This window comes from Mycobacterium sp. E2989, assembly GCF_001667595.1.
Taxonomy (GTDB): domain Bacteria; phylum Actinomycetota; class Actinomycetes; order Mycobacteriales; family Mycobacteriaceae; genus Mycobacterium.
This window is the reverse complement of sequence record NZ_LZJX01000006.1, coordinates 16,565-40,293: the sequence shown is the minus strand read 5'-3', so window position 1 is coordinate 40,293 and position 23,729 is coordinate 16,565. Positions and strand designations below refer to the sequence as shown.

The 23,729-nt window shown below is 70.0% G+C and carries 23 protein-coding genes; 17 read left to right on the top strand and 6 right to left on the bottom strand.

Going from position 1 to position 23,729, the window contains the following annotated elements; genetic code table 11:
* Positions 1-63 precede the first annotated feature (63 nt).
* Genes A5680_RS01135 through mqo form a run of 5 tightly spaced genes read right to left on the bottom strand, consistent with a single transcriptional unit; the run spans position 64 to position 5,877 of the window.
* Positions 64-1,440, bottom strand: coding sequence for a cobyrinate a,c-diamide synthase (locus A5680_RS01135; protein ID WP_197499708.1), 1,377 nt, complete (start codon positions 1,438-1,440; stop codon positions 64-66).
* Positions 1,437-2,051, bottom strand: coding sequence for a cob(I)yrinic acid a,c-diamide adenosyltransferase (cobO, locus tag A5680_RS01130; protein ID WP_055400400.1), 615 nt, complete (start codon positions 2,049-2,051; stop codon positions 1,437-1,439). Before cobO ends, A5680_RS01135 begins: the two co-directional genes overlap by 4 nt.
* 15 nt (positions 2,052-2,066) lie before the next feature.
* Positions 2,067-3,902 carry a magnesium chelatase subunit D family protein gene (locus A5680_RS01125; protein WP_067815213.1) on the bottom strand — a complete coding sequence of 612 codons (1,836 nt, stop codon included), beginning with the start codon at positions 3,900-3,902 and terminating at the stop codon, positions 2,067-2,069.
* A complete protein-coding gene (locus A5680_RS01120) occupies positions 3,899-4,378 on the bottom strand; it encodes a GNAT family N-acetyltransferase (RefSeq protein WP_055400404.1) in 480 nt (159 codons plus the stop codon). The genes A5680_RS01125 and A5680_RS01120 overlap by 4 nt, the downstream gene beginning before the upstream one ends.
* The gene (gene mqo, locus A5680_RS01115; RefSeq protein ID WP_082970228.1) at positions 4,375-5,877 is read right to left on the bottom strand and encodes a malate dehydrogenase (quinone); all 1,503 of its coding nucleotides are present in this window, start codon (positions 5,875-5,877) and stop codon (positions 4,375-4,377) included. The genes A5680_RS01120 and mqo overlap by 4 nt, the downstream gene beginning before the upstream one ends.
* Before the next feature lie 110 nt (positions 5,878-5,987).
* Here mqo and A5680_RS01110 point away from each other — a divergent pair, with 110 nt between their 5' ends.
* On the top strand, positions 5,988-7,001 hold the full coding sequence (locus A5680_RS01110) for an alpha/beta hydrolase (RefSeq protein WP_067815210.1): 1,014 nt from the start codon (positions 5,988-5,990) through the stop codon (positions 6,999-7,001).
* Between the two features lie 4 nt (positions 7,002-7,005).
* Positions 7,006-8,394: a mycothione reductase gene (gene mtr, locus A5680_RS01105; protein WP_055400408.1), complete on the top strand. Its 1,389-nt coding sequence runs from the start codon at positions 7,006-7,008 to the stop codon at positions 8,392-8,394.
* Between the two features lie 7 nt (positions 8,395-8,401).
* On the opposite strand, the gene A5680_RS01100 is transcribed toward mtr, so the two are convergent.
* A complete protein-coding gene (locus A5680_RS01100; RefSeq protein ID WP_067815479.1) occupies positions 8,402-8,866 on the bottom strand; it encodes a Fur family transcriptional regulator in 465 nt (154 codons plus the stop codon).
* Positions 8,867-9,020: 154 nt separating this feature from the next.
* Here A5680_RS01100 and A5680_RS01095 point away from each other — a divergent pair, with 154 nt between their 5' ends.
* The 15 genes from A5680_RS01095 (at position 9,021) to hypE (ending at position 23,719) form a co-directional block, all read left to right on the top strand.
* A complete protein-coding gene (locus tag A5680_RS01095; RefSeq protein WP_055400410.1) occupies positions 9,021-10,136 on the top strand; it encodes a HoxN/HupN/NixA family nickel/cobalt transporter in 1,116 nt (371 codons plus the stop codon).
* Positions 10,137-10,178: 42 nt separating this feature from the next.
* A complete protein-coding gene (locus A5680_RS01090; RefSeq protein WP_055400412.1) occupies positions 10,179-10,514 on the top strand; it encodes a hydrogenase maturation nickel metallochaperone HypA in 336 nt (111 codons plus the stop codon).
* Between the two features lie 28 nt (positions 10,515-10,542).
* Positions 10,543-11,313 (top strand): hydrogenase nickel incorporation protein HypB, encoded by a 771-nt coding sequence (gene hypB / locus A5680_RS01085; RefSeq protein ID WP_055400414.1) that lies wholly within the window; start codon positions 10,543-10,545, stop codon positions 11,311-11,313.
* A 227-nt stretch (positions 11,314-11,540) separates the two neighbouring features.
* Entirely contained in the window at positions 11,541-12,596 is a 1,056-nt protein-coding gene (locus tag A5680_RS01080) for a hydrogenase expression protein HypE (RefSeq protein WP_055400416.1), read from the top strand.
* An 83-nt stretch (positions 12,597-12,679) separates the two neighbouring features.
* Positions 12,680-14,479, top strand: coding sequence for a nickel-dependent hydrogenase large subunit (locus tag A5680_RS01075; RefSeq protein ID WP_055400418.1), 1,800 nt, complete (start codon positions 12,680-12,682; stop codon positions 14,477-14,479).
* 3 nt (positions 14,480-14,482) lie between these two features.
* Positions 14,483-15,382 carry a NifU family protein gene (locus A5680_RS01070; RefSeq protein WP_067815208.1) on the top strand — a complete coding sequence of 300 codons (900 nt, stop codon included), beginning with the start codon at positions 14,483-14,485 and terminating at the stop codon, positions 15,380-15,382.
* Positions 15,379-16,014, top strand: coding sequence for a DUF5947 family protein (locus A5680_RS01065; RefSeq protein ID WP_055400422.1), 636 nt, complete (start codon positions 15,379-15,381; stop codon positions 16,012-16,014). The genes A5680_RS01070 and A5680_RS01065 overlap by 4 nt, the downstream gene beginning before the upstream one ends.
* On the top strand, positions 16,011-16,649 hold the full coding sequence (locus A5680_RS01060) for a DUF6084 family protein (RefSeq protein WP_055400424.1): 639 nt from the start codon (positions 16,011-16,013) through the stop codon (positions 16,647-16,649). The genes A5680_RS01065 and A5680_RS01060 overlap by 4 nt, the downstream gene beginning before the upstream one ends.
* Positions 16,646-17,971, top strand: coding sequence for a hypothetical protein (locus A5680_RS01055; protein WP_067815205.1), 1,326 nt, complete (start codon positions 16,646-16,648; stop codon positions 17,969-17,971). Before A5680_RS01060 ends, A5680_RS01055 begins: the two co-directional genes overlap by 4 nt.
* Before the next feature lie 149 nt (positions 17,972-18,120).
* Positions 18,121-18,630 carry a hydrogenase maturation protease gene (locus A5680_RS01050; RefSeq protein WP_055400428.1) on the top strand — a complete coding sequence of 170 codons (510 nt, stop codon included), beginning with the start codon at positions 18,121-18,123 and terminating at the stop codon, positions 18,628-18,630.
* Positions 18,621-18,887 carry a HypC/HybG/HupF family hydrogenase formation chaperone gene (locus tag A5680_RS01045; protein WP_055400430.1) on the top strand — a complete coding sequence of 89 codons (267 nt, stop codon included), beginning with the start codon at positions 18,621-18,623 and terminating at the stop codon, positions 18,885-18,887. The genes A5680_RS01050 and A5680_RS01045 overlap by 10 nt, the downstream gene beginning before the upstream one ends.
* Position 18,888: 1 nt before the next feature.
* The gene (gene hypF, locus A5680_RS01040; RefSeq protein WP_067815202.1) at positions 18,889-21,222 is read left to right on the top strand and encodes a carbamoyltransferase HypF; all 2,334 of its coding nucleotides are present in this window, start codon (positions 18,889-18,891) and stop codon (positions 21,220-21,222) included.
* Between the two features lie 3 nt (positions 21,223-21,225).
* On the top strand, positions 21,226-21,945 hold the full coding sequence (locus A5680_RS01035; RefSeq protein ID WP_055400435.1) for a HypC/HybG/HupF family hydrogenase formation chaperone: 720 nt from the start codon (positions 21,226-21,228) through the stop codon (positions 21,943-21,945).
* The gene (locus A5680_RS01030) at positions 21,942-22,616 is read left to right on the top strand and encodes an SIS domain-containing protein (protein ID WP_067815199.1); all 675 of its coding nucleotides are present in this window, start codon (positions 21,942-21,944) and stop codon (positions 22,614-22,616) included. Before A5680_RS01035 ends, A5680_RS01030 begins: the two co-directional genes overlap by 4 nt.
* The gene (hypE, locus tag A5680_RS01025; protein ID WP_082459739.1) at positions 22,613-23,719 is read left to right on the top strand and encodes a hydrogenase expression/formation protein HypE; all 1,107 of its coding nucleotides are present in this window, start codon (positions 22,613-22,615) and stop codon (positions 23,717-23,719) included. Before A5680_RS01030 ends, hypE begins: the two co-directional genes overlap by 4 nt.
* The last annotated feature ends 10 nt before the right edge of the window (positions 23,720-23,729 follow it).

Below are 23,729 nucleotides of genomic sequence, written 5' to 3'. Positions count from 1 at the left end.
GCAAGCCTAGTGGCGATCGCGAGCGCGGCGGGACGCCGGGCGCTGCGGGTCGCCACCATCGGCTCAGTGGCGATCGCGAGCGCGGCGGGCGGCGGCGTGCGCGACGAACCGCGCGACCGCTTCCGGCGCGGCCGCCGGGTGCGTGTGCAGATACGACGCGTGCACCCCGGCGTGCACCACGCCGTCGCGCACGGCGTCCACCCCGGCACCCCGGTACACCCACGCGGGCTGATAGCTGTCGGTGAAAGTGACTGCGGTGCAGTGGAATTCGTGCCCCACCGCACGCTGTCCAGCGCGATACAATGGCGAATCGGCGACGGCCACGGCGTCGCGATAGGCCAGCGTCAGGTGCGGCGTGAACCGCGCCGACCCGGCCAGCACGCCGCACATCTGGTAGCCGTCGAGTTCGGTGGCCAGGTAGATGAGGCCGGCGCATTCGGCGTGAATGGGCGCGCCGGCGGCGGCCAGCTCGTTGATCTGCCGGCGCACAAGGTCGTTGGCCGAGAGCTCCGCGGTGAACTGTTCCGGGAAGCCACCGGGCAGCAGCACCGCGTCCGTGCCATCCGGCAACGGGTCGGCCAGCGGGTCGAATTCGACCACCTCGGCGCCCGCGGCCTCGAGCAACTCGGCATGCTCGGCGTAGCCGAAGCTGAACGCCTTTCCCGCCGCCATCGCCACGGTGGCCCGCGCGCCGGGAGCCCCGCCCGCCGCCGTCGCCGGGTCCCACGCCGGGCCGGCGCGGCTCGCGGCCACCGCCGCCACGGCAGCCAGGTCGACGTGGCGCGCCACCAGGTCGGTCATCGCCTCGACCGCGAGCCGCGCCCGCCGCCCGTACTCCACCGCGGTCACCAGGCCCAAATACCTTGTCGGGAGCTCCAATTCGGCGGTGCGCGGAATGGCGCCCAGCACCGGGACGCCCGCCTGCTCGCAGGCCTGCCGCAGCACCTGCTCGTGCCGGGCCGAGCCGACGCGGTTGAGGATCACGCCGCGGACCCGCGTCCCGGCATCGAACGTCGAAAAGCCGTGCAGCAGTGCGGCGATGCTGTGGCTCTGACCGCGCGCGTCGACCACCAGGATGACCGGCGCGCCCAACAGGCCGGCCACGTGTGCGGTGGACCCGTCCGCCGGGCCGGCGACGGCGGGACCGATCCGCCCGTCGAAGAGGCCCATCACGCCTTCGATCACCGCGATGTCCGCGTCGTCGGCGCCGTGCGCGTACAGCGGGCCGACGAGGCTCTCGCCGACCAGCACCGGGTCCAGGTTGCGGCCGGGACGCCCGGCGGCCAGGCCGTGATAACCGGGGTCGATGAAATCCGGGCCGACCTTGAACGGCGCTACGGCATGACCGGCGCGCCGCAGGGCACCGATCAAACCCGTTGCGACGGTGGTCTTTCCGCTGCCAGATGCCGGCGCGGCGACGACCACCGCGGGGACGCTCACCACTCGATGCCCTTCTGCCCCTTGCGGCCCGCGTCCATCGGGTGCTTGATCTTCGTCATCTCGGTCACCAGGTCAGCCGCCTCGATCAACCGCTGCGGGGCATCGCGCCCGGTGATGACCACGTGCTGGTGGCCGGGCCGCGCCAGCAGCACGTCCACCACCTCGTCGACGTCCACCCATCCCCACTTCAGCGGGTAGGTGAACTCGTCGAGCACGTAGAAGTCGTGGCGCTGCTCGGCCAGCCGGCGCGAGATCTCGGCCCACCCGTCGGCGGCCGCCGCCGCGTGGTCGAGTTCGCTGCCCGCCTTGCGCGACCAGGACCACCCCGCGCCCATCTTGTGCCATTCGACGGGCCCACCGATCCGGTGCTCGTCGTGCACGCGGCCGAGTTGCGCGAAGGCCGACTCCTCACCCACCTTCCACTTGGCGCTCTTGACGAACTGGAAGACGGCGACGGAAAGCCCGACGTTCCACGCCCGCAACGCCATTCCGAAGGCGGCCGTCGATTTCCCCTTGCCGGGGCCGGTGTGCACCGCCAGCACCGGGGTGTTGCGCCGGGCCTTGGTGCTCAACCCGTCGTCGGGCACCTGAAGGGGGCGGCCTTGTGGCATCGGCGAATACCTTCCTCAGGCCGCGCCGCGCACCGCGCGCGTCAGGGAGTCCGCGTGCAGCTGCTCGAGCCGCACCGCCGGCGCGCCGAGCCGGCGGGCCAGCTGCTCGGCCAAACCCAGCCGCACATAGGACGTCTCGCAGTCCACGACCACCGCGGCGGCGCCCTCGGATACCAGCCGCGCCGCCGCGATGTTGCTGCGGCGCAACGGGTCCGGCCCCGCGGTGGCCCGGCCGTCGGTCAGCACCACCACCAGGGCGCGCCTTGCCCGGTCGCGGGCCTTCTCGCGGACGATCAGCTCACGCGCGGCCAACAGCCCTTCGGCCAGTGGGGTCTTGCCGCCGGTGTCGAATCGGGCCAGTCGCCGCCCGGCGATGTGCGCCGACGACGTCGGCGGCAGCAGCAACCGCGCCTCCTGCTGGCGGAACGTGATCACGGCGACCTTGTCGCGGCGCTGGTACGCGTCGCGCAGCAGTGACAACGTCGCGCCGCTCACCGCGGTCATGCGGTCGCGCGCCGCCATCGACCCCGACGCGTCCACGACGAAGATGACCAGGTTGCCCTCGCGACCCTCACGGATCGCGCGGCGCACGTCGTCCGGCCCCGGCCGCAGCGGCCCGGCGCCGGCGCGCTCGGCCGCCGAGAGCACGGTGGCGAACAGGTGCAGCCCGTGCGCGCCGGAACCCGTGTCGTCGCCGTCGGCGGCCGCGATCACGCGGCCGGTCGCGTTGCGGGCCCGCGACCGCCGCCCGGGCGCACCCGCGCCGACCCCGGGCACCGTCAGGGCCCGGGCGCGGAAGGTCCGCGACGGCGGCGCGCTGGGGCGCGGCGGCTGCGGCTTGGACGCCGGTCGCGAATCACCTTGCGGCGCAATGTCCTCGGCGGCCCCTCCCCCGCCCGGCGGGTCGGGCTCGGGATCCGGATCGTCGTCGCCGGCTTGCGCCAGCGCCTCGTCGAGCTGATCACGGTCGATCCCCGGGTCGTCGAACGGGTCGCGGCGGCGCCGATGCGGCAACGCCAGCTCGGCGGCCACCCGGACGTCCTGCTCCTCGACGGACTTCACCCCGCGCCAGGCGGCATGCGCGGCGGCGGTGCGGGCCACCACCAGATCGGCCCGCATCCCGTCCACGTCGAACGCCGCGCAGACCGCGGCGATGCGCCGTAACTCGTTGTCGGGCAACGCCACGTCGGCGACCAGGGCCCGCGCGTCGGCGATGCGCCGGGCCAACGCCGCCTCGGCGTCGGCGTACCGCTCGGCGAACCCGTCCGGGTCGGCCTCGTAGGCCATCCGCTGCCGGATCACCTCCACCCGCACGTCGACATCGCGCGACGCGTGCACGTCGACGGTCAGACCGAACCGGTCCAGCAGCTGCGGACGCAGCTCGCCCTCCTCCGGATTCATGGTGCCGATCAGCACGAAGCGCGCCTCATGCGAATGGGAGATGCCGTCGCGTTCGATGTGCACGCGGCCCATGGCCGCGGCGTCGAGCAGCACGTCCACCAGATGGTCGTGCAGCAGGTTGACCTCGTCGACGTAGAGCACGCCGCCGTGCGCGCGGGCCAGCAGCCCCGGCGAGAACGCGTGCTCGCCGTCGCGCAGCACCCGCTGCAGGTCCAGCGAACCGATCACCCGGTCTTCGGTTGCGCCGAGCGGCATTTCGACCAGGCCGGCGCCCTCGCCGCCGGTGGCCGCCGAGAGCAGCGCCGCCAGGCCGCGCACCGCCGTCGACTTGGCCGTGCCCTTCTCGCCGCGGATGAGCGCGCCGCCGATCTCCGGGCGCACCGCGCACAACAGCAGCGCCAGGCGCAGCTGGTCGTGCCCGACGATCGCGCTGAACGGGTAGGGCTTCACGGCAGCTCCGTCAGGCCGGAGCCGGGGCGTGAAGGCTTGAGCATCGGCACGTGCGGAATCCCGTCGTCGACGAAATCCTCCCCGGCGCGGACGAACCCGTGCTGGGCGTACATGTCGGCCAGGTAGGTTTGCGCGTCGATCCGGCACGGGTAGTCGCCCACCTCGGCCAGGGCGGCGCGCAGCAGCCGCGTGGTGTGTCCCTGCCCGCGCGCGCTGCGCTTGGTGCACAACCGGCCGATCCGGAACGCCTTCTGGCCGCCGGCGTGCTCCTCCATCAACCGCAGCGTGCAGATCACCTCGCCGTCGGGCGTCTCCAGCCAGAAGTGCCGCGTCTCGGCGAGCAGGTCACGCCCGTCCAGCTCCGGGTACGGGCAGGCCTGCTCCACCACGAACACCTCAACCCGTAGCTTGAGCAGCTCGTAAAGGGTCCGGGCGCCAAGGTCTTTGGCCCAAGACCGACGCAACGCCTCACTCATGACCGAACCCCCGAATCGGACTTCAACCGCAACACCTCGGTGCCCCAGGACCACACCTCGTCGTACAGCGCCGGTTCGCGGGACAGCTCGACCCCCAGCGACGGCACCATCTCCTTGAGCGCGGGCAGCCAGGACGGGTAGCGGCCGGCGAAGCAGCGCGCAAGCACCTCGAGCATGGCCGCCACCGCCGTCGACGCCCCCGGGGAGCCCCCCAGCAGCCCGGCGATGGTGCCATCGGCATCCGCCAGCACGGTGGTGCTGAAGTCCAGCACGCCCCCCTTGCGGCGGTCCCACCGAATCACCTGCACGCGTTGACCGGCCACGGTCAACTCCCAATCCGAATCGGTTGCGCTGGGCGCGAATTCGCGCAGCGCGTCGATCCGATCCGGTTCGGACAGCCGCAGCTGGCCGATCAGGTACCTCACCAGTGTCAGCTGGGTGAGGCCGACACCGAGCATGGACACCGCGTTGTCCGGTTTCACCGAGCGGGCCAGGTCCGAAAGGCGGCCGTGTTTCAAGAACTTCGGTGACCAACCGGCGAAGGGCCCGAACACCAGCCACGACTTGCCGTTGACGAACCGGAGGTCGAGGTGCAGCGCGCCGAGCGGCGGGGCGCCCGCCGCCGGCATCCCGTACACCTTGGCCCGGTGCGCGGCGGTGAGCGCCGGGTTGTCGGTTCGCAGGAACCGCCCGCCGATGGGGAATCCGGCGAAGCCCCTGACCTCCTTGATGCCCGACTTCTGCAACAGCGGCAGCGCGTCGCCGCCGGCCCCGACGAAGACGAATTTGGCTTCCAGCCGGTGCTTTTCGCCGGTGCGGCGATTGCGGAGCTGCAGGGTCCAGCCGCCGTCCGGCCGGCGGGTCAGATCGCGGACCTCGTGGCCGAACAGCGCGGTCGCGCCGCCCTGCACGCAGAAGCCGACGAGCTGGCGGGCCAGCGCGCCGAAGTCGACGTCGGTGCCGTGGGGCGCCCAGTTGAGCGCGGTCGGTTCGGTGAAGTCGCGCTTGGCGGCCATGAACGGCAGCCGGCGGGCGAACTCTTGCGGGTCGTCGACGAATTCGGTGCCGGCGAAGAGCGGGTTGGCCGCGAGGGCCCGCTGCCGGCGCCGCAGAAAGTCGACGCCCCGCGCCCCGCGCACGAAACTCACGTGTGGGATCCGGTTGAGGAAGTTGGTGTCGGTCAGGATCCCGTTCTCGACGGCGTAGGCCCAGAACTGCCGGCTCACCTGGAACTGCTCGTTGATGCGCACCGCTTTGGTGATGTCGATAGAGCCGTCCGGGTTTTTCGGGGTGTAGTTGAGCTCGCACAGCGCGGAGTGCCCGGTGCCGGCGTTGTTCCAGGGGCTGCTGCTTTCGGCGGCGACCGCGTCCAGCCGTTCGACGATCGTCATCGACCAGTCGGGCTGCAGCCGCCGCAGCAACGCGCCCAGGGTGGCGCTCATGATGCCCGCGCCCACCAGCACGACGTCCGTCCGTGCGGTTCGGGCTAGCGACGACACCTGCTCCCGGTCCTTTCCTCGACTGTGCCGGTCCCCAGGCTATCCCGAGGCGAACCGGGCACGACCGGCATGCGCCTCCCCGCGACCAGCAAAACCTCTAAGCTGGCCTCGTGACTGGCTGGGTGCCCGATGTCCTGCCCGGTTATTGGCAGCGCACCATCCCGCTCGGGCCCGACCCGGTCGGCGAGGGCGAGATCGTCGCGACGCTGATCCGGCGCGGCGAGCCCACCGGTCCCCACGGGACCGGCCATGCGGTGCTCGCCGTGCACGGCTACACCGACTACTTCTTCCACACGGCGCTGGCCGATCACTTCGCCGACCGCGGCTTCGCCTTCTACGCGCTGGACCTACAGAAATGCGGGCGGTCGCGCCGCGACGGCCAGACGCCGCACTTCATCACCAACCTCGACGACTACGACGCCGAACTCGGGCAAGCGCTGGCGGTCATCCGCGAACAGGAGCGGCCCGCCAAGGTCCTGGTGTACGGCCATTCCGCCGGCGGGCTCATCGTGTCGCTGTGGCTGGACCGGCTTCGCCGGCGCGACGCCGCGGCCCACGCCGGCGTCGGGGGCTTGGTGCTCAACAGCCCCTTCCTGGACCTGCACGGGCCGGCGGTGCTGCGCCACTCCGTGACCTCGGCGCTGATCGCGGGGCTGTCCCGGGTGCGGTCCAAGAGTGTGGTGCGCTCGCCAACCGACGGCGGCTACGGCACCACCCTGCACCGCGACTATCACGGCGAGTTCGATTACAACCTGCAGTGGAAACCGGTGGGCGGCTTTCCCATCACGCTCGGTTGGCTGCACGCCATCCGCCGCGGCCAGGTCCGGCTGCACCGCGGGCTGGACGTCGGGGTGCCCAACCTGATCCTGCGTTCGGATCACACCGTGCGAGAAACCAGCGACGCGGCGTCCATGCAAAGCGGCGACGCGGTTCTCGACGTCAGCCAGATCGCCCGGTGGGCCGGGTGCATCGGGAATCGCAGCACGATGGTCCCGATCGGCGACGCGAAACACGATGTCTTCCTTTCGCTGCCGGGGCCGCGGGAGGCTGCCTATCGCCAGCTCGACCGCTGGCTGGACGACTACCTCAACGCCGATCGCACCCAGCCATCGAAGCGGGGGTGAGGAGATGGAGACATACGACCTCGCGATCATCGGGACCGGTTCGGGCAACAGCATTTTCGACGATAGATTCAAGGAGATGCGAACGGCGCTGTGCGAGCACGGCACCTTCGGCGGCACCTGCCTCAACGTGGGCTGCATCCCGACCAAGATGTTCGTCTACGCCGCCGAAGTCGCCACGACGATCCGCGACGCGGCGCGCTACGGGGTCGACGCGCACATCGACGGGGTGCGCTGGGACGACATCGTCTCGCGCATCTTCGGACGCATCGATCCGATCTCGATGAGCGGCGAAGACTACCGCCGCTCATCACCCAACGTCGACCTGTACAGCCAGCACACCCGGTTCGGGCCGGTTCAGCCCGACGGGCGCTACCTGTTGCGCACCGACGCCGGTGACGAATTCACCGCCGACCGGGTGGTGATCGCCGCGGGATCGCGGCCGGTGATCCCGCCCGCGATCCTCGACTGCGGCGTCGCTTATCACACCAGCGACACAATCATGCGCATCCCCGAGCTGCCCGGGCACCTCGTCATCGTCGGAAGCGGCTACGTGGCAGCAGAATTCGCTCACGTGTTCTCCTCTCTGGGCGTGCGCGTCACGCTGGTGTGCAGAGGCGCCACCATGCTGCGGAATTCCGACGACACCATCTGCAAACGCTTCACCCGCATCGCCGCCGCCAAATGGGAGCTGCGCATGCACCGCAACGTCGTGGGCGGCAGCAACGAAGGCTCCGGCGTCGCGCTGCGACTCGACGACGGGTCAACGCTGCACGCCGACCTGTTGCTGGTCGCGACCGGCCGGTTGTCCAACGCCGACCTGCTGGACGCCGAACAGGCCGGTGTCGACGTCGAGGACGGCCGGGTGGTGGTCGACGAATACCAACGCACCTCGGCCCGTGGCGTTTTCGCGCTCGGCGACGTCAGCTCGCCCTACCAGCTCAAGCACGTCGCCAACCATGAGGCCCGCGTCGTTGCGCACAACCTGTTCTGCGACTGGGACGACACCGAATCGATGGTGCGGACCGATCACCGCTACGTGCCGTCGGCGGTATTCACCGATCCGCAGCTGGCGGCCGTCGGGCTAACCGAAACACAGGCCATGGCAAAAGGATTCGACATTTCGGTCGCGATCCACGATTACGGCGACGTCGCCTACGGCTGGGCGATGGAGGACACCACCGGGATAGTGAAGCTCATCGCCGAGCGCAACACCGGCTGCTTGCTCGGCGCGCACATCATGGGCCCGCAGGCATCCTCGATCATCCAGCCGCTGATTCAGGCGATGAGCTTCGGGTTGACCGCCCCGGAGATGGCCCGCGGCCAGTACTGGATCCACCCGGCGCTGCCCGAAGTGGTCGAGAACGCGCTCTTGGATCTGGGTCGCAACCGGTAGACCGAGCTCAGCGCCGCTGGCACTGCGGGCACAGGCCGTGCAGCGTCAGGCCCGCCGCCTCGGACAGCGCAAAGGAACTGCCCGCCATCGCGTGTTCGAGCGCCGAACTGAGCTGGCGGGCGGGCACCTCGATGATCGCGCCGCATTCGGTGCAGACGGCGTGGTGGTGCGGCGCGGTGGCCATCCCGTAAGTGGTGACACCACCGTCGACGGTCAAGGCGTGCAGCACTTTCTGCTCGACCAGGGTGGTCACCGTGCGATAGATGGTCGCCACGTCGGGGGCGTGGGCGCCGTGCGGCAGGCAGGCCCGCACCCGCTTGTGGATCTCCGCCACCGGCAGGTGCCCGTCGACCGGCTCGAGCACGGCCAGCACCTGGATCCGCGACGACATCCGCCGCAGCCCCCGCGCGCGCAGCAGATCGCCGATCCGGGCGGTGACCGACGGGTCGAGTGCCGCTGGCTTGGGCGTCACCCGTTCAGTGTCGCGCCGCCCCACCGGCCGCGCCAGTTTTCGGCCGAATTCGCCGGCACCCCCGTCGCGATTCCTGCGACCCGCTTGCATCTGGCCGAGGGCGGCACATACAGTCGTGCCGTCGGTTCCCCCGCCCGACGCTGGAAGGAATCCAGTGGCCAGCACCGAGCTCGACGGGCGCCCGTCATGGACGGCCAAGCTTCGCAACGCGTTGACGCCGGCGGAGTGGTGGCGGCTCGCGGCGATGGCGGCGGTCATCGTCGCGCTCCACGTGATCGGCTGGTTCACCTTGGTGGCCCTGGTGACCCCCGCGCAATTCAGCCTCGGCGGCAAGGCATTTGGCGTCGGCGTCGGGCTGACGGCCTACGCCCTTGGCCTGCGGCACGCGTTCGACGCCGACCACATCGCCGCCATCGACAACACCACGCGCAAGCTGATGAACGACGGGCAACGACCCCTGGCGGTGGGATTCTTCTTCTCGCTGGGCCATTCCACCGTGGTCTTCGGGCTGGCGGTCCTGCTGGCGTCCGGGGTCAAGACGATCGTCGGAGGAGTGCGCGACGACTCGTCCGCGCTGCACCACTACACGGGGCTGATCGGCACCGGCGTCTCCGGGGTCTTCCTCTACGTGATCGCCCTCCTCAACGTGGTCGTGCTGGTCGGCATCCTGCGGGTGTTCGCCCGGCTGCGTCGCGGTGACTACGACCCCGACGCCGACGGGGCCGAACTCGAGCGGCAGCTCAACGACCGCGGTCTGATGAACCGATTCCTCGGCCGCTTCACCACATCGATCACCAAGTCGTGGCACTCCTATCCGGTCGGGGTGCTGTTCGGGCTCGGCTTCGACACCGCCACCGAGATCGCGCTGCTGGTCCTGGCCGGCAGCAGCGCGGCCGCCGGGTTGCCGTGGTACGCGATCGTGTGCCTGCCGGTGCTGTTCACCGCCGGCATGTGCCTGCTGGACACCATCGACGGCTCGTTCATGAACTTCGCGTACGGCTGGGCCTTTTCCAACCCGGTGCGCAAGATCTACTACAACATCACCATCACCGCGCTGTCGGTCCTCGTCGCGCTGGTGATCGGCAGCGTCGAACTACTCGCCCTGTTCGCCGAGCAGTTCGGCTGGCGGGGCGCGTTCTGGAGCTGGATCGGCGGGCTGGACCTCAACACCGTCGGCTATTTCGTGGTGGGCGCCTTCGTCGTCACCTGGGCGGTGGCGGTGCTGGTCTGGCGCTGCGGTCGCCTCGAACAGAAGTGGGCTCCCTCGTGACACCGCTGCGTTGCGGGGCCGTTCGGGTGTAGAACAGTGCTCATGCATGAGCTGTCGCTGTGCGAAGCGATCGCCGGTGTGGCCAAGACGCACGCCGACGGTCGACACGTCGACGTGGTGCGCGTGCGGATCGGGGCGCTCCGCCAGGTGGTGCCCGAGTCGCTGTCGTTCTGCTGGACGCTGGTGCGCGACGCCGAGAACATGCCGGAGGCCGAGCTGGAACTCGAGTGCGTGGGGGCCGAGGTGCGCTGCCGCGCGTGCGGCCGGCGATCGGAGATCACGTCGGCCTGGTCCATCTGGTGCCCGCGGTGCGACAGCTCCGACGTCGAGGTGTTGCAGGGCAACGAGTTCTTGGTGACGTCCCTGGACGTCTCGTGAAAAGCGACCGTTCCGAACGGATTTGACCATGGGCAGATTTCACCGGCACGACGACGGAACCGTGCACACCCACGACCACGATGATCCGGATCACCAGCACGGCGACCACGGCGGCTACCGGACCGGCAGGCAACGCGTCGACGTGCTGGAGGCCATCTTCGCCGAGAACGACCTCCTCGCCGATGCCAACCGGACGGCATTCGAGGCCAATGGGGTGCGCACCCTCAACCTGATGAGCTCGCCGGGATCGGGCAAGACGACCGTCCTGCAGGCCACGCTCGACGAGCTCGCCGGGGAACTGGCCATCGGGGTGATCGAGGGTGACATCGCCACCGATCTGGACGCGGCCAAGCTCAGCGGTCGCGGCGCCCAGGTGTCACTGCTCAACACCAGCAACGGTTTTGGCGGTGAATGCCACCTCGACGCGCCGATGGTCAACCGCGCGCTTCCCGGCCTCGAACTGGCCGCGCTCGACCTGGTGATCATCGAGAACGTCGGCAACCTGGTCTGCCCGGCGGAGTTCGACGTCGGCGAGCACGCCAAGGCCATGGTGTACTCCGTGACCGAGGGCGAGGACAAGCCACTGAAGTATCCGGTGATGTTCCGGTCGGTGGACGTGGTGCTGCTCAACAAGATTGACTTGGTCCCCCACCTCGACGTCGACGTCGACACGTACATCGAGCACGTGCGCAAGGTCAACGCGAACGCGACCATCCTGCCGCTCAGCGCGCGCACCGGCGCCGGGATGGGCGCGTGGTTCGGGTGGCTGCGACGCTTCGCCGCGGAGCCGCCCGCCTAACGCCTCGTCTTGCAACGATTTCGCATGACGCCGTCCCGTCCGCGGGCCGCCGATCGCCGTGGCCGGCGCCCCCTCGGCAATGCAACGGTTGTCTAAGTACTTTGTGCCGCAGAACCGTTGACACGCCTGGCGGTGAGGAGTAGACCCGGAAATTAGCGCTGCGCAAGTGGGCCGACGGTCGACTCCGGCGGCGCAGGGGCCCCAGCCCGGCCCCGGAAAGCTGCAGCATGCCAACAGAAGCAGCAGTCAAAGCGGAAGAAACGTTGATCCACGTTCTATGGATCAATGCCGGGCTCAGTTGTGATGGCGATTCGGTGGCGCTGACTGCCGCCACCCAACCCACCGTCGAGGAGATCGCCCTGGGGGCTTTGCCGGGGCTTCCGAAGGTCGCCGTGCACTGGCCACTGATCGACTTCGAGTGCGGACCCAGCGGGGGGGCGGACGACTTTCTGTCCTGGTTCTTCAAAGCCGACCGGGGCGAGTTGGAACCCTTCGTGCTCGTAGTCGAGGGGTCGATCCCCAACGAGAAGATCAAGGACGAGGGCTACTGGTGCGGGTTCGGCAACGATCCGGCCACCGGCCAGCCGATGACCACCAGCGAGTGGCTCGACCGGTTGGCGCCCAAGGCCACCGCGGTCGTCGCTGTCGGGACCTGCGCCACCTACGGCGGCATCCACGCCATGGCCGGGAACCCGACCGGTGCCATGGGGGTGCCCGACTATCTGGGGTGGGAGTGGAAGAGCAAGGCCGGCATTCCGATCGTGTGCGTGCCCGGTTGCCCCATCCATCCCGACAACCTGTCGGAGACGCTGACCTATCTGCTCTACATGGCGACCGGTCAGGCGCCGATGATTCCGCTCGACGACGCGCTGCGTCCTGCGTGGTTGTTCGGCAACACCGTCCACGAGGGCTGCGACCGGGCCGGCTACTACGAGCAGGGCGACTTCGCCACGGAATACGGATCGCCGAAATGCATTGTGAAGCTGGGCTGTTGGGGCCCGGTAGTCAAATGCAACGTGCCCAAGCGGGGATGGATCAACGGCGTCGGCGGGTGCCCGAACGTGGGCGGGATCTGCATCGGCTGCACCATGCCGGGCTTCCCCGACAAGTTCATGCCCTTCATGGACGAGCCGCCGGGCGGCAAGGTTTCCACCACCGCGTCGGGCCTGTACGGCACCGTGATTCGCAACTTGAGGGGTATCACGGCGCGCACCGTCGACAAGGAACCGCGGTGGCGCCACAACGGTAACCAACTCACCACCGGGGCGCGCCGGACCTGGTAGGTCACCTACCGGGTCGGCGCGCTTCGTTCTCACCACCGAAAGCCTTCGGAACTGACGAGCCCACAGCGGGAAGAAGAACTGCGATGACAACCATCATTCCGGAACCCACCCACGCCAAGCGGGAGCCCGGCCAGCTGGTCGACATGGCGTGGGACCCGATCACCAGGATCGTGGGCAGCCTGGGCATCTACACGAAGATCGACTTCGAGAACCGCGAAGTCGTCGAGTGCCACAGCACCTCGTCGATCTTCCGTGGCTACTCGATCTTCATGAAGGGCAAGGATCCGCGCGACGCCCACTTCATCACCAGCCGCATCTGCGGCATCTGCGGCGACAACCACGCCACCTGCTCGTGCTACGCGCAGAACATGGCCTACGGCGTCAAGCCGCCGCACCTCGGTGAGTGGATCGTCAACCTGGGCGAGGCCGCGGAATACATGTTCGACCACAACATCTTCCAGGAAAACCTGGTCGGCGTGGACTTCTGCGAGAAGATGGTCTCCGAGACCAATCCGAGCGTGCTCTCCCTCGCGGAGAAGACCCCGGCCCCGCAGGCCGGCGCGCACGGCTACCGGACGATCGCCGACATCATGCGCTCGCTCAACCCGTTCACCGGTGAATTCTACCGCGAGGCGCTGGCGGTCAGCCGCTGGACGCGAGAGATGTTCTGCCTCATGGAGGGCCGCCACGTGCACCCGTCCACCCTGTACCCCGGCGGGGTGGGCACGGTCGCGACCATCCAGTTGATGACCGACTACATGACCCGGCTGATGCGTTATGTGGAATTCATGAAGAAGGTCGTGCCCATGCACGACGACCTGTTCGACTTCTTCTATGAGGCGCTGCCCGGTTACGAGAAGGTCGGGCTGCGCCGCACCCTGCTCGGCTGCTGGGGCTCGTTCCAGGACCCCGAGGTGTGCAACTTCGAGTACAAGGACATGGAACGCTGGGGCAACGCGATGTTCGTGACCCCGGGCGTGGTGGTGGACGGCAAGCTGGTCACCCACTCGCTGGTGGACATCAACCTGGGCATCCGAATCCTTTTGGGCAGTTCGTATTACGACGACTGGACCGATCAGGAGATGTTCGTCAAGACCGACCCGCTGGGCAACGCGGTGGACCGGCGCCACCCGTGGAACCAGCACACCAACCCGCACCCGCAGAAGCGGGACATGGACGGCGGCAAGTACAGCTGGGTGATGTCGCCGCGCTGGTTCGACGGCACGGACCACCTGGCCCTGGACACCGGCGGCGGGCCGCTGGCCCGGTTGTGGGCGACGGCGCTGGCCGGGCTCGTCGACATCGGCTACGTCAAGGCGACCGGCAACAGCGTGAAGATCAACCTGCCCAAGACGGCGCTCAAACCCCCGGTGGAGTTCGAGTGGAAGATCCCGCAGCACGGCAGCAACACGATCGAACGCGACCGCGCGCGCACCTACTTCCAGGCGTACGCGGCCGCGTGCGCGCTGCACTTCGCCGAGAAGGCGCTCGAGGAGATCCGCGCCGGACGCACCAAGACGTGGGAGAAATTCGAGGTGCCCGACGAGGCCATCGGGTGCGGGTTCACCGAGGCGGTGCGCGGCGTGCTCAGCCACCACCTGGTGATCCGGGACGGCAAGATCGCCAACTACCACCCGTACCCGCCCACCCCGTGGAACGCCAACCCCCGCGACAGCTACGGCACCCCGGGCCCGTATGAGGACGCGGTGCAGGGCCAGCCGATCTTCGAGGAGAACGACCGGGAGAACTTCAAGGGCATCGACGTGATGCGCACGGTGCGCAGCTTCGATCCGTGCCTGCCCTGCGGTGTGCACATGTACTTGGGTAAGGGCAAGACCCTCGACAGACTGCACACACCAACCCAGTCGCCCGTCGGGGAGTAGGCGATGGTGGATCGCCCGGAGACCGTTGACGACAGCGAGGCGCGGTGGCGCACAGCGGGCGATCGGATCCAGACCCTGCTGGATTCCTGCGCGGCGGGTGGGGCCGCCGCGCGGGAACGCGCCCAACAGTTGGTCCGTGAGGTGGTCGGGCTCTACGGGGCCGGCCTGGAACGGATCATGATGTTGGCCCAGCAGGCGCAGGATCCCACCCTGGCCGAGCGGCTGGCCACCGACGACCTGGTGGCCAGCCTGCTCCTGGTTCACGGCCTGCACCCGCACGACGTGCGCCGTCGGGTGTCCGACGCGCTCGACCGGGTGCGGCCGTATCTGGGCTCGCACGGCGGGGATGTCGACCTGCTCGGAATCGACGGTGGCACCGTGCGGTTGGCGTTCAAGGGCAGCTGCAAGAGCTGCCCGTCGTCGGCGGTGACGCTCGAGTTGGCCGTGCAGGACGCCGTGCTCGCCGCGGCGCCCGAGGTGTCGTCGATCGAGGTGGTGGCCGCCGACCCGGGCGGCGCGAGCGTCATCCCCGCCGAATCCCTACTGGCGCACGTGCATTCGACCGGCAGCTGGCACCCGGTTCCCGAGCTGGCCGGGCTGGCGTCCGGGGAGGTCGGCGGCTTTCGGGTCGACGGTACGACGCTACTGGCCTGCCGCGTCGACGACCGGTCGTTCGCGTACTCCGACCACTGCCCCGTGTGTGACGACACCCTCGCCGGCGCCGCGCTGCTGGGGCCGCTGCTCGAATGTCCCCGCTGCGGCTCCCGTTTCGACGTCGTGCACGCCGGCGCCGGGCCCGACGGCGCGCACCTGGATCCGCTGCCCCTGCTGCCGCGCGACGGCGTGCTGTCGGTGGCGCTGCCGGACCGCAGGCCGACGCAAGCGATGGGCGCCCCGGCATGACGACCCCCTACGAGGTGCTCACCCGCATCCGCAGCGCCAGGCCGGCCCCCGAGCCGGCGGGCGAGCGGTGCGAGATGTGTTCGGAGTCGATCGCCGACTCTCACCAGCACGTGGTCAACGTCGCCGATCGGCAGCTCATGTGCGTGTGCCGCGCCTGCTACCTGCTGTTCACCGATGCACGGGCCGAACTGCGCTACCGCGCCGTGCCCGAGAAATACCTGTCCTTCCCGGACTTCGCGCTGGACCGCCGCGCCTGGGAGGCGCTGCAGATCCCCGTCGGCGTCGCCTTCTTCTTCGCCAACTCCGCCCTCGGACGCACCGTCGCCTTCTACCCGGGGCCGGCCGGCGCCTGCGAATCCGAACTGGCACTGGACGTTTGGGACGCGATCGCCGGCGCCGACGCGCGGGTGGGCCTGCTGGCCGACGACGTCGAGGCGCTGCTGGTCCGGGTTCCCGAATCCGGCCCGCCGCAGAGCTACCTCGTCCCGATCGACGCCTGCTACGAATTCGTCGGGCGGCTGCGTCTGCTGTGGCGCGGGTTCGACGGGGGGCAGGAGGCCCGCGAATTCATCGCCGGCTTCTTTGCCGACATCGAAGCCCGGGCCCAGAAAATGCCCGTGACGCCGCCATGATCGACCTCGACTTCGCGGTCCTCGACGTGGCGCCCGAACCGTACACCGTCAGCCCGGTGCTGACCGCCCGCATCGCCGTGGCCGCCGGGGACGACCCGGTGCACGCGATCGCCCTGCGCTGCCAGGTCCGCATCGAACCGCTGCGCCGGCCGTACTCCGACGACGAAGCCGCCGGGTTGACCGATTTGTTCGGCCCGCGTGAGCGCTGGGCGAGCACCCAGCGGACCTTCCTGTGGCAGCACTGCTCCGCGATGGTGCCGGGGTTCACCGGCACGACGACGGCGGCGCTCACGCTGGACTGCACCTACGACTTCGAGGTCGCCGCTTCCAAATACCTGCACGCGTTGCGCGACGGCGCGCTGCCGCTGCAGTTCCTGTTCAGCGGAACGATTTTCGTCAAATCCGATCGCGGGTTTTCCGTCCAACAGGTCCCCTGGGACTGCGAAAGCCGCTACGACATGCCGGTCGAGGTCTGGCGGCAGTTGATCGCCCAGCACTACCCGAACGCCGGCTGGCTGCGGCTGAGCCACGAGACCATCCGCGCGCTGGCCGCCTACAAGTCCGCGCACGGGCTGCTCGACCTAGACCACGCGATCACCGCCCTGCTGGCCGCGGACCGGGAGGCGGCGCGGTGACCGAGGATCGGGACCGGGCCCGCGCCGTCGCCGACGCGGTGCTCTACGAGGGCTACCTGCTCTACCCGTACCGCGGGACGTCGAGCAAGAACCAATCCCGCTGGCAATTCGGCGTTTTGGGCCCGCCCGGGGCCGCCGCGGCGGGCCTGGGCGAGGACGACTCGCTGGCGGCGCAGTTCCTCGTCGAGGGGGCGCGGGAGTTGCGCCTGGTGGTGCGGTTCCTGCAGTTGCAGCACCGCCGGGCCGAGCGCGAAGTGGGCGTGGGCGAATACGAGCCCGTCGACGAGCTGACGACCCCGACCGGGTCGTGGCTCACCTGGGACGAGGCGGTCGAATGCGAGAGGTCCTTCGGCCCTGTCGCGCTGGACGGCCGGCCGTGGACACTGGCCGTGACGGCGGATGCGGGCATCGACATCGAATTCCTCGATGGCGGGCGCCTCGTGCGCCAACGACGGGAGGTACGTGGCGTGCTCACGGTCGCCAGCGAGGCGGATGGCGACCTGTGCCGGGTGTCGGTGCGGGTCAGCAACGTCGGCGATGGCGCCGTGGACAAGAACGACTCGATCGCGCGGTCCATGATCGGAACGCACCTGATCGCCGAACTCGAGACCGGACAGTTCGTCTCGTTGCTCGAGCCGCCCCGGGCGGCGGCCGATGCGGCCTCCCGCTGCAGCCACCACCGCTGCTTCCCGGTGCTGGCCGGTCCGCCCGGCACGCGGGATCTGCTGCTGATCTCGCCGATCATCCTCTACGACCATCCCGAGGTTGCCGAACAGAGCGACACCGCACTGTACGACTGCACGGAGATCGACGAGATCCTCACCCTGCGCGTGATGACCATGACCGAGGAGGAGAAGGCGCAGGCCCGGGCCACGGATCCGCGGGCGGCGCGCATCATCGACCAGTGCGACGCCATGTCCCCCGAGGCGATGGCGCGCCTGCACGGCGTGCTGCGCGACCCGCATGAGATCCGGGGCCTGGTCCCCGAGATACCGGAGGGCGTCGACTGGTGGGATCCGCTGGCCGACAACGCCGTCCGACCGGAAATCGACGCGGTACTGGTGAACGGGGTTCGGGTGGCCCGCGGCAGCCGGGTGCGGCTGCGGCCGAGGCGCAACGCCGACGCGCAGGACATCTTCGTCGCCGGCAAGACCGCGCGCGTCACCTCGGTGCACTCGGACGTCGAGGGCAACAAGCACGTCGGCGTCGTGGTCGACGACGACCCGGCCGCCGATTTGCACGACTGGTACGGCCGCTATTTGTACTTCTCCCCCGACGAAATCGAGCCGTTGGAAGCGCAACGCAGCCCGGCAAACTCGTGAAAGGAGCCGAGATGGAGATCATGGGTTGGATATTCGTCGCGATCATCGCGCTGGTGCTCGTGGTCGGATTGGCCCTGGGATTGGTGTCCCTGCCCGACGCGCGCCGGTACCTGAAACTGAGGCGGATGTAACTTGCTCGGACAGCGGAGATGACAGCGCGCATCCTGGTCGCCGGCATCGGCAACATCTTCCTGGGCGATGACGGATTCGGATCCGAAGTGATCCGCAACGCCGACATCGCGCAGGACGACGCGACCGTTCGCGTCACCGACTACGGCATCAGCGGCATGCACCTGGCCTACGACCTGCTCGAGGACTGGGACACGCTGGTCCTCATCGACGCGGTCCCCAGCCGCGGCAACCCCGGCACCTTGCACGTCTTCCAGGCGGATCACGAATCGGATTCGGCCGCAGCCGGTTTCGACGGGCACGGCATGGACCCGGGCGCGGTGTTCGCCAGCCTGCGGGCGCTGGGCGGCAACCCGCCCTACACCGTCGTCGTCGGGTGCGAGGCGGGCAGCGTCGAGGAGGGCATCGGCCTCACCGAGCCCGTGGCCAAGGCGGTCCCCCGCGCCGCGCGCGCCGTCGAGGAGATCGTCGCGGCGTTGCAGGCGCACCCGGTCGCGACCAGCCGAGGGGACGCCGAGCCATGTGCCTAGGGATTCCCGGCCAAGTGATCCGGATGTTGGACGGCTTCGAGGGGCAGCTCGCGCTGGTCGACGTCACCGGCCAACAGCGCAAGATCAACGTCGGCATGCTGCCGGACGAGACGTTCGCCCCCGGCGATTGGATCATCATCCACATGGGTTTCGCCGTCGAGAAGACGGACCGCGCGGGCGCCGAGCAGGCGATGGCCGGCCTGGAGCTGATGGGCCGTGGCGGCCCGGACCCGACGGACTCCCCGGAGGCCGGCTGAGATGACCCCCGCCCCCCTGCTGCTTCGACACGCCGAGGTACGGCAGCGCCTTACCGTGACCGGTGTCGTGCAGGGGGTTGGCTTCCGGCCCTTCGTCCACCGCCTCGCGACCGAGCTCGGCCTGTCCGGCTTCGTCGGCAACGATTCGGGCGCCGTCTTCCTCGAGGTGCAGGGCGAGCGCGAACGCGTGCACGAATTCGGCCGGCGCCTGCGCGCCGAGGCGCCCCCGCTGGCCCGAATCGTCGACGTCGCAATCAGCGAGCTGTCGGCCGGCGCCGCCCGCCAACGCGGATTCCGGATAGTGACCAGCCGCGCCGTCCCCGGCGTCGCCACGCCGATCCCGCCGGACATCGCGGTGTGCGACGACTGCGTCGCCGAGCTGTTCGACCCGGGCGACCGGCGCTACCGCCACCCCTTCGTCACGTGCACCAACTGCGGGCCGCGGTTCACCATCATCCGCGAGCTGCCCTATGACCGCCCGGCGACCACGATGTCGGGGTTCGGAATGTGCGCGCGCTGCGCCGCCGAATACCACGACCCCGCCGATCGCCGGTTCCACGCGCAGCCCATCGCCTGCCCCGATTGCGGGCCGTCGCTGTGGTTCCGGTCGGCGGCCGGGCGCGTCGGCGGGGCGGACGCCGCGCTGGCGGCCACCCAACGCGCGCTGGCCGCGGGGGCGGTGGTCGCCATCAAGGGTGTCGGCGGCTACCACCTGGCCTGCGCCGCCGCCGACGGCACGGCGGTGGCCGCGGTGCGGGCGCGAAAGGCCCGCGGTGGCAAGCCGTTTGCCATGCTGGTCCGCGACCTCGCCGTGGCCCGCCGCTACGCCTACGTCGACGAGAGCGAGGCCGCGGTGCTGCTGAGCCCCGCCCGCCCCATCGTGCTGCTCAGGCGCCGGCCGGACGCGCCCGTCGCCGACGGCGTCGCGCCCGGCAGCCCGCTGCTCGGACTGATGCTGCCCTACTCCCCCATCCATCACCTGCTGCTGGCGCCCGTGCCCGGCGCCACCGCGCCGGCCCCGAGCGCGCTGGTCCTCACCAGCGCCAACCGGTCCGACGAACCCATCTGCTTCACCGAAGACGATGCGGCACAACGACTCCCGGCGCTCTGCGACGCGGTGCTCGACCACGACCGCCCCATCCACGTCCCGTGCGACGACTCGGTGGTGCGCGTCGTCGACGGGGGTGAACTGCCGATCCGCCGGTCCCGGGGCTATGCGCCGCTCCCGGTCGGCCTGAACGTCGCCGGGCCGGCAGTGCTGGCCGTCGGCGGGGAACTGAAGAACACCTTCTGCCTCACCGACGGCCCGCGCGCCTACCTGTCCGGGCACATCGGCGACATGGCCAGCTGGGAGACGCTGCGCGCGTTCGAGCGGGCGGTGAGCCAGCTCGGCGAAATACGTGGCGAGCCCGCGCGGTTGGCCGCCGACCTGCATCCGGGATACCACACCCGCGGCTGGGCGGAGCGCCGCGCGGACGACCGGCCGCTGGACCTCGTTCAGCACCACCACGCGCACGTGGTGTCGCTGCTCGCCGAGCATGGGCGCATCGGCGAACCCGTCGTCGGGGTCTCGTTCGACGGCACCGGGTACGGATGCGACCAGACCATCTGGGGCGGGGAGATCCTCCGGCTCGGCCGCGACACCCACCGATTCGTCCGGGCCGGTCACCTGTTACCCGTGCCGCTGCCCGGCGGCGACGCGGCGGTGCGCAACCCGTGGCGCATGGCGCTGTCGCAGCTGTGGTCGGCCGGCATCGCCTGGACCCCCGATTTGGCGCCGGTCGCGGCGGCAAGCAGGGACGAATTGCGCTTCACCCGTTCGCAATTGGAGACGGGGTTCGGATGCGTGCCCTGTTCGAGCATGGGCCGCCTGTTCGACGCGGTCGCCTCCCTGCTCGGCGTGCGGCACCGCATCGACTACGAGGGCCAGGCCGCGATCGAGCTCGAGGCGCTGGCGGAATCGGCCGGCGGCGAAGCCGGTCCGTCGCTGACCCTGATGGTGGGCGCCGACGGCGTGATCGATCCCGCCCCGATGGTGCAGGACCTGGTGTCCGCGCTGTACGCCGGGGCCCAACCCGCGACGCTGGCCCTGGCGTTCCACGACGCCGTCGCAGACGCCGTCGCCAGGGTGGTCGCGCAGGCGGCCGGTACCACCCGGCTGGTGGGCCTCACCGGCGGGGTGTTCCAAAACGTGTTGTTGCTCAAGGCATGTCGGCAGCGATTGCGGCGCGCCGGATTCGAGGTGCTGACCCACCGCACCGTTCCGCCGAACGACGGCGGGCTCGCCCTGGGTCAGGCCGTGGTCAGCATGCTGACCGCGCGGGAGGGAGGCTGAACGATGACCACCACTGCCATCGATCGCGGGTTGAGCGCCGAACTGGCCGAAGACCTCGCGGCCACGGCGTTCACGCTCGCCAAGCGGTTCGCCGCGGGCGCGACCATGTGGTCCCTCGCGCCGTCGTGGGAACCGCACGCGCTGCACATCGCGGTCGAATTCGTACACCCGGTGATCATGGGTAAACGGGCCCTGCCCGCGGTGGCGCTGACCGGACCGGACCTGGTGGACCTGGCGCGGGTGTCCGTGCGACCCGGTGACATCGTGGTCGCGGTGTCCGGCGCCGATGACACGCAGGTCCGCTCGGTGATGCGGCGCGCCCCCGCATGGGGCGCCGCCACGATCTGGATCGGCAGCGGCGAGCGACCCGAGGCGGGGATGGCCGATCACGTGCTGTGGCTCGACGATCCCGATCCGCGCGTGCCCGCGACGGGAGGATTCGTGCTGTTCTATCACCTGCTGTGGGAGCTGACCCACGTGTGTTTTGAGCACCCCGGGCTGCTCAAACCCGAAGTCGCCGAGTCGGTTTGCGTCACCTGCAGCGACGAGGGTCGCCCGGGCGAAGTGGTGACGGCCTCGGCCGACGGACACGGCACGGTGCGCACCGCCCGGGGCGTCGAGACCGTGGTGACCACGCTGATCGACCCGGTCGAAGCCGGGGATCTCATCCTGGTGCACGCCGGCATGGCGATCGGCAGGCTGGAAGCGGAGGAGGGCCGATGAGTCGCGCCGACGAACCCACCAACTTCCTGTACCCCTTCATCGACGCGCAGGAAGACGATCCCGCGTCGCTGCTGGCCGACCTGGCGGCCTCGGCGCAGGCGAAGGCGGCCGAAAGCCTGGCGCTGCGGCGCTCGACGCTTCAGGCCAACGCCGCGCTGCTGGGCCAGGCCGCCGCCGAGGTGGCGCGGCGCTTCACGGCGGGCGGGCGCATGTTCACCTTCGGAAACGGCGGCAGCTGCACCGATTCCACCACCCTGGCGCGGCTGTTCGCCCGGCCGCCGGTCGGCAAACCGTTGCCGGCGTGGCCGTTGACCACCGATCAGGCCATCCTGACCGCCCTGGGCAACGACGTCGGTTTCGAACTGGTCTTCGCCCGGCAGTTGATCGCCCGCGCCACCACCGGTGACATCGCCATCGCGATGTCGACCAGCGGCGGCTCGCCGAACCTGCTCGCCGCGCTGGCCGAGGCGCGCCAGCGCGGCCTGTACACCATCGGATTCGCCGGCTATGACGGCGGCGCCTTCGCCGGCAACCCAAATGTGGACGCCTGCTTCGTCGTTCGTTCGCAAAGCGTGCACCGGATCCAGGAATCGCAGGCGCTGCTCGGTTATCAGCTGTGGCTGAGCGTGCATCAATGCCTCGGCGGCGACCAAGGTTTGGGGGCGGCATGAGCACGGGTGAATACCTTTCGTCGGGGCCGCGGTTCGCCGAGGGCGAGGTGATCGAACGCATCGAATCGTTCCGCAGGCGCCGGCCCCGCCTCCTCGACGACCACGTGACGCTGGCGCACGGCGCGGGCGGCAAGGCCTCGGCCGCGCTGGTGGATGCGGTGTTCATGGAGGCGCTGCGCAACCCGCTGCTGGAGTCGCTCGGCGATAGCGCGGTTTTGACGCTGCCCGGCGGCCAACGCCTGGCGATGTCCACCGACTCGTTCGTGGTGCAGCCCAGGCGCTTTCCCGGCGGTTCCATCGGCTCGCTGGCCGTGCACGGCACCTGCAACGACCTCGCGATGGCCGGGGCCGTGCCGTCGTGGATCTCCGCGGCGTTCGTGCTCGAAGAGGGCTTCGGAATCGCCGAGTTGAAGGAGATCGTCGCCGACATGGCGGCGGCCGCCGCCGCCGCGGGGGTGCGGGTGGTCACCGGCGACACCAAGGTGGTTCCCAAGGGCGCCGCCGACGGCCTGTTCGTCACCACCACCGGCACGGGGGTCATCCCGGCGGGGCGCGCGCTGTCCGCGGCGTCGGTGCGACCGGGTGACCGGGTGCTGCTGTCGGGTTCGATGGGCGATCACGGGATGGCGGTCATGCTCGCGCGGGGCGATCTGGCCATCGAGGCCGACATCGCCTCCGACACCGCGTCGGTCAGCCCGCTGGTGGAGCTTTTGCTGACGGCCGCGCCGTCGACCCGCTGGTTGCGCGACGCGACCCGCGGCGGGGTCGGCACCGTCTGCAACGAGCTGGCTCAGGCGTGCGGCCTGGGGGTGCTGCTCTCCGAGGAGCGACTTCCGGTGCGGCCCATGGTCAATGGCGCGTGCGAGCTGCTCGGCATCGACCCCTTGTACGTGGCCAACGAGGGCAAGTTCGTCGCGGTCGTCGCGCCGGAGGAGGCCGACGCGGGGCTGGCCGCGCTGCGGTCGCACCCGTTGGGCGCCGACGCGGCCGAGGTCGGGGAGATCGTCGCCGAACCCGCCGAAACCGTGGTGCTGCGCACCGGATTCGGCGGAACCCGGATCGTCGACATGCTCGTCGGTGACCCGCTGCCGAGGATTTGCTAAGGGAGGACCG

Bases quoted from the DNA above. Each gene is read 5' to 3' on its own strand.
- cobO (WP_055400400.1), bottom strand. From the start codon at position 2,051: ATGCCACAAGGCCGCCCCCTTCAGGTGCCCGACGACGGGTTGAGCACC.
- A5680_RS01120 (WP_055400404.1), bottom strand. From the start codon at position 4,378: ATGAGTGAGGCGTTGCGTCGGTCTTGGGCCAAAGACCTTGGCGCCCGG.
- mtr (WP_055400408.1), top strand. From the start codon at position 7,006: ATGGAGACATACGACCTCGCGATCATCGGGACCGGTTCGGGCAACAGC.
- A5680_RS01090 (WP_055400412.1), top strand. From the start codon at position 10,179: ATGCATGAGCTGTCGCTGTGCGAAGCGATCGCCGGTGTGGCCAAGACG.
- hypB (WP_055400414.1), top strand. From the start codon at position 10,543: ATGGGCAGATTTCACCGGCACGACGACGGAACCGTGCACACCCACGAC.
- A5680_RS01080 (WP_055400416.1), top strand. From the start codon at position 11,541: ATGCCAACAGAAGCAGCAGTCAAAGCGGAAGAAACGTTGATCCACGTT.
- A5680_RS01075 (WP_055400418.1), top strand. From the start codon at position 12,680: ATGACAACCATCATTCCGGAACCCACCCACGCCAAGCGGGAGCCCGGC.
- A5680_RS01070 (WP_067815208.1), top strand. From the start codon at position 14,483: ATGGTGGATCGCCCGGAGACCGTTGACGACAGCGAGGCGCGGTGGCGC.
- A5680_RS01065 (WP_055400422.1), top strand. From the start codon at position 15,379: ATGACGACCCCCTACGAGGTGCTCACCCGCATCCGCAGCGCCAGGCCG.
- A5680_RS01060 (WP_055400424.1), top strand. From the start codon at position 16,011: ATGATCGACCTCGACTTCGCGGTCCTCGACGTGGCGCCCGAACCGTAC.
- A5680_RS01050 (WP_055400428.1), top strand. From the start codon at position 18,121: ATGACAGCGCGCATCCTGGTCGCCGGCATCGGCAACATCTTCCTGGGC.
- A5680_RS01045 (WP_055400430.1), top strand. From the start codon at position 18,621: ATGTGCCTAGGGATTCCCGGCCAAGTGATCCGGATGTTGGACGGCTTC.
- hypF (WP_067815202.1), top strand. From the start codon at position 18,889: ATGACCCCCGCCCCCCTGCTGCTTCGACACGCCGAGGTACGGCAGCGC.
- A5680_RS01035 (WP_055400435.1), top strand. From the start codon at position 21,226: ATGACCACCACTGCCATCGATCGCGGGTTGAGCGCCGAACTGGCCGAA.
- A5680_RS01030 (WP_067815199.1), top strand. From the start codon at position 21,942: ATGAGTCGCGCCGACGAACCCACCAACTTCCTGTACCCCTTCATCGAC.
- hypE (WP_082459739.1), top strand. From the start codon at position 22,613: ATGAGCACGGGTGAATACCTTTCGTCGGGGCCGCGGTTCGCCGAGGGC.